The 13,747-nt window shown below is 68.6% G+C and carries 15 protein-coding genes; 3 read left to right on the forward strand and 12 right to left on the reverse strand.

What is annotated here, in order from left to right; genetic code table 11:
- Positions 1 to 97: 97 nt before the first annotated feature.
- Together ABIC28_RS26395 and ABIC28_RS26400 are read right to left on the reverse strand one after the other, a co-directional pair.
- Complete coding sequence (locus ABIC28_RS26395) at positions 98 to 526, reverse strand: nuclear transport factor 2 family protein (RefSeq protein ID WP_097211408.1); 429 nt, start codon at positions 524 to 526, stop codon at positions 98 to 100.
- A 128-nt stretch (positions 527 to 654) separates the two neighbouring features.
- Entirely contained in the window at positions 655 to 1,287 is a 633-nt protein-coding gene (locus ABIC28_RS26400) for a hypothetical protein (RefSeq protein WP_354581696.1), read from the reverse strand.
- A gap of 159 nt (positions 1,288 to 1,446) precedes the next feature.
- Here ABIC28_RS26400 and ABIC28_RS26405 point away from each other — a divergent pair, with 159 nt between their 5' ends.
- A complete protein-coding gene (locus ABIC28_RS26405; protein ID WP_354581698.1) occupies positions 1,447 to 2,370 on the forward strand; it encodes a D-isomer specific 2-hydroxyacid dehydrogenase family protein in 924 nt (307 codons plus the stop codon).
- On the opposite strand, the gene ABIC28_RS26410 is transcribed toward ABIC28_RS26405, so the two are convergent.
- The 3 genes from ABIC28_RS26410 to ABIC28_RS26420 form a co-directional block, all read right to left on the reverse strand.
- The gene (locus ABIC28_RS26410; protein ID WP_179800517.1) at positions 2,364 to 2,537 is read right to left on the reverse strand and encodes a hypothetical protein; all 174 of its coding nucleotides are present in this window, start codon (positions 2,535 to 2,537) and stop codon (positions 2,364 to 2,366) included. The genes ABIC28_RS26405 and ABIC28_RS26410 overlap by 7 nt on opposite strands.
- A gap of 103 nt (positions 2,538 to 2,640) precedes the next feature.
- Positions 2,641 to 3,132, reverse strand: coding sequence for a VOC family protein (locus ABIC28_RS26415; RefSeq protein WP_209926804.1), 492 nt, complete (start codon positions 3,130 to 3,132; stop codon positions 2,641 to 2,643).
- 59 nt (positions 3,133 to 3,191) lie between these two features.
- Positions 3,192 to 4,736, reverse strand: a complete 1,545-nt coding sequence (locus ABIC28_RS26420; RefSeq protein WP_097211410.1) for an alkaline phosphatase family protein — start codon at positions 4,734 to 4,736, stop codon at positions 3,192 to 3,194.
- A 103-nt stretch (positions 4,737 to 4,839) separates the two neighbouring features.
- Between ABIC28_RS26420 and ABIC28_RS26425 the strand changes: the two genes are divergently transcribed.
- Both ABIC28_RS26425 and ABIC28_RS26430 read left to right on the forward strand, forming a co-directional pair.
- Positions 4,840 to 5,691 (forward strand): Sir2 family NAD-dependent protein deacetylase, encoded by an 852-nt coding sequence (locus ABIC28_RS26425; RefSeq protein WP_097211411.1) that lies wholly within the window; start codon positions 4,840 to 4,842, stop codon positions 5,689 to 5,691.
- Positions 5,692 to 5,700: 9 nt separating this feature from the next.
- A complete protein-coding gene (locus ABIC28_RS26430; RefSeq protein WP_179800518.1) occupies positions 5,701 to 5,868 on the forward strand; it encodes a hypothetical protein in 168 nt (55 codons plus the stop codon).
- A 4-nt stretch (positions 5,869 to 5,872) separates the two neighbouring features.
- On the opposite strand, the gene ABIC28_RS26435 is transcribed toward ABIC28_RS26430, so the two are convergent.
- The 7 genes from ABIC28_RS26435 to ndk all read right to left on the reverse strand — a co-directional run bounded on the left by ABIC28_RS26435 (position 5,873) and on the right by ndk (position 13,733).
- Positions 5,873 to 6,205, reverse strand: coding sequence for a hypothetical protein (locus ABIC28_RS26435; RefSeq protein ID WP_143548432.1), 333 nt, complete (start codon positions 6,203 to 6,205; stop codon positions 5,873 to 5,875).
- 61 nt (positions 6,206 to 6,266) lie between these two features.
- Positions 6,267 to 7,388: a glutamate 5-kinase gene (gene proB / locus ABIC28_RS26440; protein WP_097211413.1), complete on the reverse strand. Its 1,122-nt coding sequence runs from the start codon at positions 7,386 to 7,388 to the stop codon at positions 6,267 to 6,269.
- Positions 7,388 to 8,848, reverse strand: coding sequence for a GTPase ObgE (gene obgE, locus ABIC28_RS26445; protein ID WP_097211414.1), 1,461 nt, complete (start codon positions 8,846 to 8,848; stop codon positions 7,388 to 7,390). The genes proB and obgE overlap by 1 nt, the downstream gene beginning before the upstream one ends.
- A 131-nt stretch (positions 8,849 to 8,979) precedes the next feature.
- Complete coding sequence (gene rpmA / locus ABIC28_RS26450) at positions 8,980 to 9,243, reverse strand: 50S ribosomal protein L27 (protein WP_031938324.1); 264 nt, start codon at positions 9,241 to 9,243, stop codon at positions 8,980 to 8,982.
- 28 nt (positions 9,244 to 9,271) lie between these two features.
- Positions 9,272 to 9,583, reverse strand: a complete 312-nt coding sequence (gene rplU, locus ABIC28_RS26455) for a 50S ribosomal protein L21 (protein WP_077042085.1) — start codon at positions 9,581 to 9,583, stop codon at positions 9,272 to 9,274.
- A 241-nt stretch (positions 9,584 to 9,824) separates the two neighbouring features.
- Entirely contained in the window at positions 9,825 to 12,887 is a 3,063-nt protein-coding gene (locus ABIC28_RS26460) for a translation initiation factor IF-2 N-terminal domain-containing protein (protein WP_354581703.1), read from the reverse strand.
- 426 nt (positions 12,888 to 13,313) lie between these two features.
- Positions 13,314 to 13,733, reverse strand: coding sequence for a nucleoside-diphosphate kinase (gene ndk / locus ABIC28_RS26465; protein ID WP_097211416.1), 420 nt, complete (start codon positions 13,731 to 13,733; stop codon positions 13,314 to 13,316).
- Between the last annotated feature and the right edge of the window lie 14 nt (positions 13,734 to 13,747).

Consider the following 13,747-nt stretch of genomic DNA (forward strand, 5'->3'; position numbering starts at 1 on the left):
CCGTCGGTGGTCCACCCCGGGGGGGGGGGGGGGGGGGGGGGGGGGGGGCCGCCGCCCCCCCCCCCCCCCCCCCCCCCCCCCGGGGGGGCGCAGCCGCCTATCCGGTCGTGATCGAGCGCTTGGCCAGGAGCCAGCATTCGTCGACCCTCTGGAAAACATCGCGGTAGGTCCCCATGCTGGCGAGTTTCGGCGCGGTGGTGGTGTCGACGAAGAACTGCCAGACCGACTGCACGCTGGCGGAATCCTCGGAATCGAAGGCGATGGACACGCAGGAGCTCACATGCCGGGTCGCCGTGCCCGGACCGGCGATCCCGTCGGCCCGTCGACGGCGGACACCCTCAGCGATCGCCTTCCGGCCCTCGACGATCTGGGGTCCGATCGCGACGCTCGGTCCTGCGCTCGCCATCTCCCAGACCGCGTCCTCTGTGTAGAGCTGGACGTAGTCGTCGATCGATCCCTCGTCGGCCAGATGAGCGACCCGCGCAACGAGCGATCGGATCACCTCGGACGGGCACTCGGTTGCCATCGATCACTCCTCGCTCGAAGAAACTGTCTCGTTGAGATGTATTGGGACGAGTCGACCCCGTTAGTTGAGGCACAAAACGCCGTCTTCAGGCCGTGCTGACGAATCGGGAGTCAGATCGGCACAGATTTCTATCTGCGCCGAGGCTCTATGAGTTCGGCGAGTTGGGGACATACGTTGGTGATCGCAGAGTGGACTAGGTACTCGTAGGAAGCGACCTTCGCGCGATCGGGTTCCTGGGACTGCAGTGACTGCCAGAGGCCGAGGGTTCCCTGCTCCGTGATCGCAGTGCATGCCCCGCGGCCAAATTCAGCAGCGTGACCACGAACCTGACGCAGGGGAAGCCCTGAGTACAAAGAGCCGTCCAGCTGAATCAGGCCGCATACGTCCCGGGCGAATCTGGCGTCGCCCCAAGAGGGCACCGCGTCGTCCACGACCTTCGACCACTCGGCCCGTTTTTGGCTCTCCAAGTCCTGATTCGAGGGAAAGGACTGCTCAGGGTAGTGGCTGCGTTGGTCGTCAAAGATGTTCTGCCAGTATGCAACGGAGTCGTCGACAGTCATGTTCGCCAGATCTGCGTCGAGGCAGGTTGCGGACGGATCCCTTGGTACATCGACCGGTGGCTCAGCGAAGTACCCCTGGTGCGGGACCTCGTCGGTCGCGATCACATTCCGCGGATTGGCCTCAGGACTGCACGCACTCATCAGTATCGCCGAGGTGACGATGGCTGCTGCGGTAAGTGTGGGGACGAACCGGAACGTCATCATTTGGCCCTTCGGCTGCCGAGTCCAGTGCAGGTTCTCCTACTATGTCAGTTCCATGCTTGACGTCCTGCCAAGCCCAGGCAATGCACGATTTAGGAAGTACAGGTGCCCGGTTCCTCGTATCTGGTCCCGGCCCGAACGGCGCCCGAGGAGACCGACATGACGCCCGTGCCCATCGCCCTCGGCCCGCACGCCGACCCCCAGTTGATGGAGGCCATCGCCACGGGCGGGGGCGAGTGGGCACCGATGGCCGACGCACAGGCGCTGGTCTGGGCGGCCGAGCCCGACCGATTTCCCGACGAGCTGCCGAAGTCGATCCGATGGGTGCAGCTGTACTCCGCCGGGGTCGAGGACTGGTTCACCGCCGGGATCATCGCTCGCCACCCAGGGATCGTGTTCACCTCGGCCGCTGGCGCGTTCTCCGCGACCGTCGCCGAGCACGCCTTCGCGCTGCTGCTGGCCGGGGTCCGGGCACTGCCCGAGCAACTCGCTGCCACCAGCTGGCGGCAGCAGGAGTTCTTCGGCAAGGTCGGGACGCTGCGCGGGAGCACGGTGGCGGTCCTCGGCGCGGGCGGCATCGGGCGCGCTCTGATCCCGATGCTCACCTCGGTCGGCGCTTCGGTGATCGCGGTCAACCGCTCGGGCCGGGAGGTTCCCGGCGCCGCGGAGACCCTGCCCGCCGACCGAACCGACGAGGTCTGGGACCGCACCGATCACGTCGTGGTCGCGGCGCCCGCGACGGCCCGGACTCGACACCTGGTCGGCGCCGAGCAACTCGCCCGCCTCGGTGCCCACTCCTGGGTGATCAACGTGGCGCGAGGCTCCCTCGTCGACACCGACGCCCTGGTGAACGCGTTGCGGGGCAGGGCGATCGGCGGCGCAGGGCTCGACGTCACCGACCCCGAGCCACTGCCGGACGGCCATCCACTGTGGACACTGCCGAACGCGATCATCACCCCGCACTGCTCGAACCCGCCGTCCGTCCGGCCGCCCGCGTTCGCCGACCACGTCGCGACGAACGTTCGACGCTTCGTGGCCGGCGAGGAACTGCTGGCGCGGATCGACCCGGTCGCGGGTTACTGAGCCCCCGACTCCGTGTCCGGAGAGGCGGCGGGCTTCGCGGGCGACACCCGGATCACGCCCGCGTCGAGGTCGAGTTCGAGGCGCGGCTGATGCGTCTGCCCGTCGCTGTCCTGGCTGCCGTCGTTCTCCAGCTTCTTCCCCGGGAACAACTCACCGATAACTCCCATGCGATCGACCGTACTCGCGGCGCGACGAGTCCGCCCGCCCCTCAGGGTCGTTCCGCGGGCTCCACTCGATCTTCAGGGCCGTTCCGCAGGCTCCACTCGATCTTCAGGGTCGTTCCGCAGGCTCCACGCCTGCCGCCGGGTAGAACAGCTCGCGGGCGCGCCGGGCCACCTCCTCGGCAGGCACGTCCTCGACCTTCGTGCAGACCGCCCACCGGTGCCCGAACGGATCGAGGAACACCCCGTGCCGGTCGCCGGAGAACGTGTCCGCGACGGCGCTGATGAGGGTGGCGCCCTCGCGAACCGCGCGGTCCACGAACGCGTCGGAGTCCTCGACGTACACCACCACCGAGCTGTGCACCCAGCCCTGCTCGGGCGCCTTGAGTCCGTAGTCGGGCATGTCGTCGGACAGTTGCAGCATCGAGTCGCCGATCCGCAGCTCGGCGTGCATCAGGCCGCCGCCGGGCGCGTCCATCGCGTCCACGACCTCGGCACCGAGGCCGCGGCGATAGAAGTCCAGCGCCGCCTGGCCGTCCTTGACGGCGAGGTAGGGCGTGAGGGTCCGGTATCCGGCGGGAACGGGGTTCACTGTGTTCATGCCCATCAGTGTCCAGCGAGGCACCCGATTCGGGATTGAAGATTCGCGACACGGCGTCGTTACCGCGCGACCACTCCGGAAGGAGACTCCCGTGTGCCGGGTTCCTGGGTCGGCATCCGATTCGGTGGCACCGGGTACGGGGCACCCTGGCCGAGGGTTCCGGCCGCGATGTTCGGTCCACACTGCAGAACCGCGTTCTGCACTCCGGGCGCCGGGTCCGACAGCGCCGGTTTGCGTGCGTCGGGTGGCGCGGCGAAGTTGAATGCCGAGGTCATGTCCCCGACGGTGGCGCGGCGCCACGGCGTGAGGTTCGGCACCGGTGCACCGAATCGTTTCTCCAGCAACCGCAGTTGGGACGTGTGGTCGAAGACCTCCGAGGCGATCAGACCACCGCGACTGTACGGCGAGACAACCAGGGCCGGAACCCGGTACCCGAGTCCGATCGGCCCGGCAATGCCCTTCGCGGAGGACACGGAATCCAGCGGAACGGTCAGGTACTCGCCGGGCGTTCCCGGCGGCGGGGTGGGCGGAGCCACGTGATCGAAGAAACCACCGTGCTCGTCGTACGAGATGATCAGCGCGGTCTTGGCCCAGACCTCGGGATTCGAGGTGAGGATGTCCAGCAGTTCGACGAAGCCCGCGGCACCGAATGCCGGTGGCAGAGCAGGGTGCTCGCAGTTGATGAGGGACGGGATGACCCAGGACACGGCTGGCAGCGTTCCGTTGGCCACGTCGCTGCGGAAGTCATTGGGGTAGGTGGGATCGATGCCCTTGCGGGCCAGCGCCGAACTGGGGTCTTGAGCCTGTTTGAAACACCCCATCATCCCGTCGAGAGCAACCGAGGAGATGGGGCCGAAGTCCTTGTTGTTGTATATCTTCCAGCTCACGCCTGCCTCTTCGAGGCTCTCCGGGTAGGTCTTCCAGGAGTACTGGAACTTCGGGATCAGCGTCGGCGTCTCCACCAGCGGCCCACCGTCCAGCCCGTCGGGGTCGATGGTTCCGCTCATCCAGTACAACCGATTGGGATCGGTCGGGCCGAGCACGGAGCAGTGGTAGTTGTCGCACAGGGTGAAGGCATCGGCGAGCTGGTAGTGGATCGGGATGTCATCTCGGGTGTAGTAGCCCATCGCTGCCGGTCCGTTGCCGACTCCGACCGAGGCGATGGACATCGGCATCCATTTGTCGTTGGCCCCGTTGTTCCACGCCTCGTGCGTGCCAGCCCACGAGTGGTCCGGATCGTTGATGCACTCACCGTCCAACGACGCGCCCAGGGTCGTATCCAACCGGAACGGATTGATGAATCCCGTCGGGTCCTCACCACGCTCGGGCGAGTAGCCGAACTGCTTCCACGCCGCGGACGGATCGTCGAATCCGCGCCCGCCCGACAGTGTTCCGAAGTAGTGATCGTACGAGCGGTTCTCCTGCATCAACAGCACGAAGTGCTCGATGTCGTTCAGTGATCCTCGGCCCCCGTCGGACATGGTGTGCGCTCTGGCGATGATGGGACTCGCCCACGAATTGAGCATCGCCACCGAACCCACAGCGGTCGCCTTGGCGAGAAACTCTCGGCGGGACAGACCAGCGAACGGGTTTCCATGCACCATGCGGGGATGATTTCACCGACACCCCGGACCCGCAACCGGAGCCGCGGTCAGGAGTCCTGTGGAGTCACCGACATCATGAACCAGAACGTCTAGCCTGGAAACCATGTCCGCTCCCCCACTCGAGACCGCGGCGGCCGACGAGGACCACGAGCGCCTGGCCGGCTTGGTGAGCGGCCGCCGCATCGTCGCGCTGACCGGTGCGGGGATGTCCACCGACTCGGGCATCCCGGACTACCGGGGCCCCGATTCCCCGCCCCGCACCCCGATGACGTTCCAGCAGTTCATGGGCGACGCCGCGTTCCGCAGGCACTACTGGGCCCGCAACCACCTCGGCTGGCGACACATGGACGCGTCCCGGCCCAATGCCGGACACCGCGCGCTCGCAGGGCTGGAACGGGCGGGCATGGTCGACGGCGTGCTCACCCAGAACGTGGACCTGCTGCACACCAAGGCGGGCAGCAGGAACGTCATCGACCTGCACGGCAGTTACGCGCAGGTGCGGTGCATGGGGTGCGAGGCCCTGATCTCTCGGTTCACCCTCGCGCAGCGGCTCGATGCCGCCAATCCCGGATTCGCCGAATCCGTCTCCGCGGCAACCGGAGTCGAGATCGCGCCCGATGCCGACGCGGTGATCGAGGAGACCGCGCACTTCGTGATGGTGGACTGCGAGCAGTGCGGCGGGATCCTCAAGCCGGACATCGTCTATTTCGGCGAGAGCGTGCCCAAACCACGGGTCGAGGCGGCGTTCATGATGGTTGCCGGGTGCGAACTGCTGCTGGTACTCGGATCCTCACTCACCGTCATGTCCGGCCTGCGCTTCGTCCGCCGAGCCGCCAAGGACGGCATCCCGGTCGTCATCGTCAACCGCGGCCCGACCCGGGGCGACGAGTTCGCGACCCTCAAGCTGGATGCGGGCTGCTCGCAGGTCCTGACCGCCCTGACGCCACATCGGTAGACTCCGGGCATGTCGAAGTTCAGCGACAAGGTGAAATCACTCTTCAGCAGGCGCAAGCCCGTCACCCCGGAGGATGCCGCCGACATCTCCGACTGGGTGAACGAGGGCGGCGCTCTGCACCCCGAAGGACCACCCAAGGTCATCGGCGACCCGCAGGACAAGCCGAAAGCCCCATGACCCGTCAGAAAGTCTCGGGGCTCCAGACATAGATCTTGTTCGTCAGCGGTCCCAGCCACGGGGTATCCAGCCGATGCTTGTTGCCCCTCGGGTCGACCTGGTACCCGCCGGTCATCCCGTGCCAGGACGTGCAGTACACCTCGCTTGCACCGTACGGGCTGAGCACGATCTTGTCGCCGGCACCGTCACGGATCCACGCCTGCGGATCCCACGGGGCCCGGAACGACTCGCACCGCGAGTACTCCCCCGGACCACCCTCCGCGGCCGCCGTCGGTGCGAGCACGGTCCCCAACCCGATCGCCACGACCCCCGCGGCCACCAATACCCCACGCTTCATGCGATTCGCCTCCCCACTTGTGTACCGGACAGTCTGTTTGTCCGTTTCGGGGAGAAGACCGTTACAGCGGGACCAGGTCGTCCGCGTGCACCACGGGCCGCTGCAGCTCTGACGGCAGCTCGACCGTGGACCGGCCCAGCATCTCGCCGAGCTCGGTCGAGTCGTACGCCACCACGCCGCGCGCGACCGGCGAACCGTCGGGCCCGAACAGCGACACCACGTCCCCGCCGTAGAACCGGCCGTCGACGCCGGTGATCCCCGCGGGCAAGAGCGAACGCCGCCGGTCCACCACGGCGCGCACCGCGCCCGCGTCGAGATGCAGCCCGCCCCGGGTGTCGGCGGCATGCCGCACCCAGAACTTGCGCGCGGACAGCCGGGTCGGCCGGGCGGCGAAGGCGGTGCCGACGCCCGCGCCCGTGAGCGCAGCGGCGGCATCGGTGGCCGCGGCGAGCAGCACCGGCACGCCGGAGTCGGCCGCGAGCCGGGCCGCGGACAGCTTGGAGGCCATCCCACCGGTGCCGAGCGCTCCCCCGGACCCGGCAACCACGCCATCGAGGTCCTCGGGGCTGGTCACCTCCGGGATCAGGGTCGCGCCGCCCTTGCGGGGGTCGCCGTCATACAGTCCGTCGACGTCGGAGAGCAGGACAAGCGCATCCGCCCCGACGAGGTGCGCGACCATCGCGGCCAGCCGATCGTTGTCCCCGAACCGCAGCTCCGTGGTGGCGACGGTGTCGTTCTCGTTGACGATCGCGACGGCACCGAGCGCACGGAGCCGGTCGAGAGTGCTCTGCGCGTTGCGGTGCTGGGTGCGCCGGGCGATGTCGTCGGCGGTGAGCAGCACCTGGCCGACGGTCCGCCCGTACCGCGCGAACGAGGTGCCCCAGGCATGCGCGAGCGCCAGCTGCCCTACGCTCGCCGCCGCCTGCTTGGTGGCGAGATCCCGTGGCCGCTTGGTCAGCCCGAGCGGTGCGATACCGGCACCGACCGCGCCGGAGGACACCACCACGACGTCGGAGCCAGCACGCATCCTTGCCTCGATCGCGTCGGCCAGGGCGTTCAGCGCCCGCAGGTCGATGCCGGACTCCATGCTGGTGAGCGCGGAGGACCCGATCTTCACGACCACGCTGCGTGCGGTCGCGATGGTGGCGCGGGTCTCCGAGAGTGAACGGACCGCGTCGTCCATCACTGTTCTTCGGGATCCAGGCCCTCGAGGCCACGCCGGATCCTGTGCGCGTGCTTGCGCTCGGAGGCACCGATGCGGTCCACCTGATCGAGTCGCGGGTCGGTACCGCGACCGGTGCGGGTCATGTCGATGCCCGCCGGGGTCTGCGGCTCCCACTCGAAGCTGACATCGCCGATGGTGACGTAGCAGCCGGGCTCGGCGCCCTGCTTGACCAACGCGTCCTCGACACCGAGCCGGGCGAGACGGTCCGCGAGGTAGCCGACGGCCTCGTCGTTGTCGAAGGCCGTCTGACGGATCCACCGCTCGGGCCGGACGCCGCGAACGATGAAGCCGCCGGGGGTCTCGGGATCGGCGACGACGGTGAAGTCGCTCGCATTGGAGGCGATGGGACGGATCACCTGACGCTTCGGCTCCGCCTTCGGATGTGCCTCGCGGTACTCCTCGACGAGCTTGGCGAGCGCGAAGGTCAACGGCCGCAGCCCTTCCCGGCTCACGGCCGAGATGGTGAACACGGGCCAGCCGCGCGCCTCGAACTCCGGGGTGACCATCTCGGCGAGCTCGGCCGCGTCGGGGACATCCGCCTTGTTGAGAACCACGATGCGGGGCCGGTCGGCCAGGTCACCGAGGCTCGCGTCGCCGGAGAGTGCCGGCTTGTAGGCGGCCAACTCGGCCTCGAGCGCGTCGACGTCGGAGACCGGGTCACGGCCCGGCTCCAGGGTCGCGCAGTCCACCACGTGTGCCAGCACCGCCGTGCGTTCGATGTGGCGAAGGAAGTCCAGTCCGAGACCGCGCCCCTGGCTCGCGCCGGGGATCAGGCCAGGCACGTCGGCGACGGTGAACGTGGTGTCGCCGCTCGAGACCACACCGAGGTTCGGCACCAGCGTGGTGAACGGGTAGTCGGCGATCTTCGGCTTGGCCGCCGAGAGCACCGAGACCAGGGAGGACTTACCCGCGGAGGGGAAGCCGACCAGTCCGACGTCGGCCACCGACTTGAGCTCGAGGACGAGGTCGCGTTGAACGCCCTCCTCGCCGAGCAGGGCGAAGCCCGGCGCCTTACGGGCCTTCGAGGCCAGCGCGGCGTTACCCAGTCCACCGCGGCCACCGGGGGCGGCGTCGAATCGGGTTCCCGTGCCGATCATGTCGGCGAGGACATTGCCGTCCGAGTCGAGCACGACGGTGCCGTCGGGCACCTTGAGGATCAGATCCTGGCCGTTTGCGCCCTCGCGGTTGCTGCCTGCGCCCTGCGTGCCGTTGCTCGCCTTGGCGTTCGGGTGGAAGTGGAAGTCCAGCAGGGTGTGCACGTTCTCGTCGACGACGAGCACCACGTCACCTCCGCGCCCGCCGTTGCCACCGTCGGGACCGCCGAGCGGCTTGAACTTCTCGCGGTGAACGGAGGCGCAACCATTGCCGCCTTTTCCGGCGCTGACATGCAGCACCACGCGGTCAATGAATCGGGACATGACTGCCGGATCCCTTCCTCAGGGTGAAAAGCAAATAGGGGCGAGCAGGGTATGAGACCCTGGCCCGCCCCTACTGGGAGCTTAGAACTGTCATCAGTCACCGTGATGGTGACACGAGCGACGCAGCAGAATCAGGCCTCTGCGGCGACCGGAACGATGTTGACAGTCTTACGTCCACGCTTGGTGCCGAACTCGACCGCACCAGCGGAGAGAGCGAACAGCGTGTCGTCGCCGCCACGTCCGACGTTCACGCCGGGGTGGAAGTGGGTTCCGCGCTGACGCACCAGGATCTCACCGGCGCTGACGGACTGGCCGCCGAAGCGCTTCACGCCGAGGCGCTGTGCGTTCGAATCGCGACCGTTACGGGAGCTGGATGCACCCTTCTTATGTGCCATGTCGAACCCTCCTGGGTACTAAAGCTGGTTACTTGATGCCGGTGACCTTGAGCACCGTCAGCTTCTGACGGTGGCCCTGGCGCTTGTGGTACCCGGTCTTGTTCTTGAACTTGTGGATGCGGATCTTCGGGCCCTTGGTGTGCTCGACGACCTCACCGGTGACCGAGACCTTGGCCAGCTTGGCGGCGTCGGTGGTCAGCTCGGAACCGTCGACGACGAGAACCGGGACCAGCGAGACAGCAGTGCCGGGCTCACCCTCGATCTTCTCGACCTTGACGAGGTCGCCGACAGCGACCTTGTACTGCTTTCCGCCGGTCTTGACGATCGCGTACGTTGCCATCGGAGGGCTACCCCTTGCTTCTTCGAACGTGCTCGCACGGCTTGAGCCGCGCGACTGGTCTGGTGTGCTTGCTACCTCGGGCAGGCCCGCCGCCGCCCTCGCGGGCGCAGCTGAGCCATATCGCCGGGTAGCGACCGGTCAAGGTTACGGGATGGAGAACCGCAGGGTCAAACTGGCACTCCGCAGGCTCCGCGCCGGTGTCAAACTGACAGTCTCCGACTCCCCCTCGACCGGCCGTCGGTCAGGCGTCGACGTCCGCCGGCGGTCCCGCGGGCCTGGCCGCGGCCCTTCGACGGGGCCGACGGGCCGGTGCCGCGGGTGCGCCGTCCCCCTCGACCGGTTCAGCCGCCGCGGTGGTCTCCGCGGCCTTCACCGGCTCGACAACCTTGGGTTCGACGACCTTCTTCTCGACGACCTTTTTCCGAACGGCCTTCTTCTCGACGACCTTCGGCTCGGCCGGTTCGGGCACCGCCTCGATCACGACCACGGCGCCGGCCTCTGCCGCCTCCGGGGTCTCGGTCGCGGGGGCCGCGGTGGCACGGGACGCACGTCGGGAACGACGCCTGCCCTTCGCGGGGGCCTCTGCGGGCTCCGGCGCGGCCGGGGCCTCCGGTTCCGCGACGACCTCCACAGCAACCTCCACGACCGGCTCAGCGGCGACCTCGGCCACCGTCGGCTCCTGCGTGGCGGCCGCGGCCTCGCCGGTCTCCGGCTGATGCTCGGCGGCGTCATCGTCGTGGTGATGCGCGGCCATCGCGAGCGCCACCGGGTGGGCACGCTTGACCGTCGCGTCGACCTCGACCGCGGGCGCCTGCCCGTTCTTGGGCGCGGCGGTCTCGGCGGCGCCGGACTTGTCGCGTCCACGCTTCTTGCGGCCGCCGGACTCGCCCTTCGGCGCGCCCGATCGCCCGGCGTCCTCGGAGGACCGCACCTCGACCGGCTCGGCGTGCACGATGATGCCGCGGCCGTGGCAATGCTCACAGTTGGTGGAGAACGCCTCGACCAGTCCGGTGCCCAGCTTCTTGCGGGTCATCTGGACCAGGCCCAGCGAGGTCACCTCGGAGACCTGATGGCGGGTCCGGTCGCGGCCGAGCGCCTCGGTGAGTCGACGCAGGACCAGGTCCCGGTTCGACTCGAGCACCATGTCGATGAAGTCGACGACGATCATGCCGCCGATGTCGCGCAGCCGCATCTGGCGCACGATCTCCTCGGCCGCCTCCAGGTTGTTCCTGGTGACCGTCTCCTCGAGGTTGCCGCCCGCACCGGTGAACTTGCCGGTGTTGACGTCGACGACGGTCATCGCCTCGGTGCGGTCGATCACCAGGGTGCCGCCCGAGGGCAGCCACACCTTGCGGTCGAGCGCCTTGGCGAGCTGCTCGTCGATCCGCTTGGCCTCGAACACATCGGGGCCGCCGTTGCCCTCGTACTTCTCGACCCGCGGCAGCAGGTCGGGTGCGACGGTCTTGATGTAGTTCTCCACCGTCGACCAGGACTTCTCGCCCTCGATCACGATCTTGGCGAAGTCCTCGTTGAACAGATCGCGGACGACCTTGACCAGCAGATCCGGCTCCTCGTACAGGGCCTTCGGGTTGCTCCCCTTGCCCTTGTCCGCGGCCGCGGCCTGCTTCTCGATCTCGTCCCACTGGGTCTGCAGACGCTTGACGTCGCGGGCCAGCTCTTCCTCGCTCACGCCCTCCGACGCGGTGCGAATGATGACACCGGCCTCCGGCGGCACGATCTCGCGCAGGATCTCCTTGAGTCGCTTGCGCTCGGTGTCGGGCAGCTTACGGCTGATGCCGGTGGAGCTACCGCCGGGCACGTACACCAGGAATCGCCCGGCCAGGGAGATCTGCGTGGTCAGGCGGGCACCCTTGTGCCCGACCGGATCCTTGCTGACCTGGACCAGGACCTGGTCACCCGGCTTGAGGGCCTGCTCGATCTTGCGGCTGTTGCCGCCGAGTCCCGCGGCCTCCCAGTTGACCTCGCCTGCATAGAGCACGCCGTTGCGGCCACGGCCGATGTCGATGAACGCGGCCTCCATCGAGGGCAGCACGTTCTGAACGCGACCGAGGTAGACGTTGCCGACCATCGATGCGGACGCCGAGCTGGTGACGAAGTGCTCGACGAGGATGCCGTCCTCGAGCACCGCGACCTGCGTCAGGCCCTCCGCATGCGCACCGGTCTTCTCGCGGACCACCATGACGCGGTCGACGGCCTCGCGGCGCGCCAGGAACTCCGATTCGGTGAGGATCGGCGGGCGGCGGCGACCGGCGTCGCGCCCGTCGCGGCGTCGCTGACGCTTGGCCTCGAGTCGGGTCGAGCCCGAGATCCCCTGGACCTCGTCCTTGACCTTGGCCTTGGTGCGCGGCTCACGCTCGTGCACCACGGTGGTGACGCCGTCTTCCTCGGTACCTGCGTCCGCACCATCGCCACTGCCCTTGCGGCGGCGGCGGCGACGACGACGACGGCTCGATCCATCCCCGGCCTCGCCTGCCTCCTCCGACTCCTCCGACTCGGCCGCTTCCGCCTCGGCCGCCTGCTCGGTGGGCTCGGCCTGCTCAGTGCCCTCGGCGGCGGGCTCGGCCGCACCTTCGGTCTCGTTCTGCTCGTCCTCGGACGCCTGCTCGCCCCGGCCGCGACCGCGACCGCGACGACCGCGACGCCTGCGACGGCTCTGCGACTCGCCGCCGTCCTCGTCGGACTCGACCTCGGCCGCGGTGGACTCCTCGGTCACCGAGGTGTCGGCCTCCTCGACCGCACGCTCCTCGTGGCGCTCTTCGTGACGTTCCTCGTGCTCGACGACGGTGGTCACCTCGATGGGCGCGTCCTCGCTCGGCGCCGCTGCCACGCGGCGGGCGCGGCGACGCCGCGGTGCGGCCTCCGCGGCGGCCGCGTCGGGCTGCAGGAACAGCGGGGCCTGGAACACGGGGGTGACGTCGGGAACGACGTGCACCTCGGGCTCGGCGATGTTGGTGAACAGCCCCGCGGTCTCCACGCCGGGCGCGGACGCGGCTTCCGGCCTCGCCACCTCGGGCGCGGCAGCCGGCTCGGCCGCTGCGACCTCCTGGTGCGCCTCGGCCTGCGGGTTGAACGCAGCGTGCACCCGCTCGGCGAGAGCGCGGTCCACGCTGGACTGCGCGCTGCGCACCTCGGCGCCGAACTCGGCGACCTGGGCGAGCACCTGCTTGCTGGTCAGTCCCAGCAGCTTGGCGAGCGCGTGCACCCGGATCTTCTCCGGGAAGGTCGGCACCGCATTCGCTGCGGCTGAAGTCTGTGAATTTTCGGGCGGCGCTTGATCGGCCACGTAGTCTCCTCGGACCCCCGGGCGCGTCCACCCAGAGTCGTACTGGGTGTGAAGCGGCCACGCGAGGGCGCTCATTGTGTACTCATACCGGTGGGCATGAGATTGTCTGGTCTCGCCCCGCACGTCTCGCAGTGACCCGTTAAATCACTGCCAGCTCGCACGGCGCCTGGCTGGATGGCCGTACTCCCTGATCCGTGCGCCTGATCATCCAGCATGCCTGGGACCGCGAGGGATTTCCTGCGCGCCGTGGCAGCGATGATCGGGCATCGAACCGTGGTGTCATCCGATCGGGCCCGTATGGAACACATCGCGGGTCGACCGCCATCAGTATCCCACACCGTCGGGCCCGACCACGCCAACGGCGCACCGGCGCCGATCCGGCGCGGCGTGTTCGGACCTCTTACAGGTGGTCGGGGGTGATGCGGACTAGCCGCGGGCGAGCTCCGGGAACCAGAGCGCGATCTCCCGCTCGGCCGACTCGACGGAGTCGGACCCGTGCACCAGGTTCTGCTGGCCGTCCAGTGCCAGGTCGGCGCGGATGGAACCGGGGACGGCCTTCTCGACCGGGTCGGTGCCGCCCGCGAGCTGTCGGAAAGCCGCGATCGCGCGCGGGCCCTCGAGCACTGCGGCGACGAGGGGTCCGGACGTGATGAACTCGATCAGCCCCGGATAGAAGGGCCTGCCCAGGTGCTCGGCGTAATGCTGGCCCGCCAGCGCCTCGTCCGCGGTCTTCATCTCGAGGGCCGTGATGGACAGCCCCTTCCGCTCGACACGGGAAAGGATTTCTCCTACGAATCGGCGGGCGACGCCATCGGGCTTGATCAGTACCAGGGTGCGCTCAGTCACGGCGGACAGCTTAA

The sequence above is a fragment of the Rhodococcus sp. PvR044 genome, from assembly GCF_040548995.1.
Classification (GTDB): Bacteria; Actinomycetota; Actinomycetes; order Mycobacteriales; family Mycobacteriaceae; genus Rhodococcus_G; species Rhodococcus_G oryzae.

What these genes read in the sequence shown, in the direction of transcription:
- ABIC28_RS26400 (WP_354581696.1), bottom strand. Translation starts at nt 1,287, where the DNA reads ATGACGTTCCGGTTCGTCCCCACACTTACCGCAGCAGCCATCGTCACC.
- proB (WP_097211413.1), bottom strand. Translation starts at nt 7,388, where the DNA reads ATGGACGACGCGGTCCGTTCACTCTCGGAGACCCGCGCCACCATCGCG.
- obgE (WP_097211414.1), bottom strand. Translation starts at nt 8,848, where the DNA reads ATGTCCCGATTCATTGACCGCGTGGTGCTGCATGTCAGCGCCGGAAAA.
- ABIC28_RS26425 (WP_097211411.1), top strand. Translation starts at nt 4,840, where the DNA reads ATGTCCGCTCCCCCACTCGAGACCGCGGCGGCCGACGAGGACCACGAG.
- ABIC28_RS26415 (WP_209926804.1), bottom strand. Translation starts at nt 3,132, where the DNA reads ATGAACACAGTGAACCCCGTTCCCGCCGGATACCGGACCCTCACGCCC.
- rplU (WP_077042085.1), bottom strand. Translation starts at nt 9,583, where the DNA reads ATGGCAACGTACGCGATCGTCAAGACCGGCGGAAAGCAGTACAAGGTC.
- ABIC28_RS26420 (WP_097211410.1), bottom strand. Translation starts at nt 4,736, where the DNA reads ATGGTGCATGGAAACCCGTTCGCTGGTCTGTCCCGCCGAGAGTTTCTC.
- ABIC28_RS26435 (WP_143548432.1), bottom strand. Translation starts at nt 6,205, where the DNA reads ATGAAGCGTGGGGTATTGGTGGCCGCGGGGGTCGTGGCGATCGGGTTG.
- ABIC28_RS26395 (WP_097211408.1), bottom strand. Translation starts at nt 526, where the DNA reads ATGGCAACCGAGTGCCCGTCCGAGGTGATCCGATCGCTCGTTGCGCGG.
- ABIC28_RS26405 (WP_354581698.1), top strand. Translation starts at nt 1,447, where the DNA reads ATGACGCCCGTGCCCATCGCCCTCGGCCCGCACGCCGACCCCCAGTTG.
- ABIC28_RS26430 (WP_179800518.1), top strand. Translation starts at nt 5,701, where the DNA reads ATGTCGAAGTTCAGCGACAAGGTGAAATCACTCTTCAGCAGGCGCAAG.
- ABIC28_RS26410 (WP_179800517.1), bottom strand. Translation starts at nt 2,537, where the DNA reads ATGGGAGTTATCGGTGAGTTGTTCCCGGGGAAGAAGCTGGAGAACGAC.
- rpmA (WP_031938324.1), bottom strand. Translation starts at nt 9,243, where the DNA reads ATGGCACATAAGAAGGGTGCATCCAGCTCCCGTAACGGTCGCGATTCG.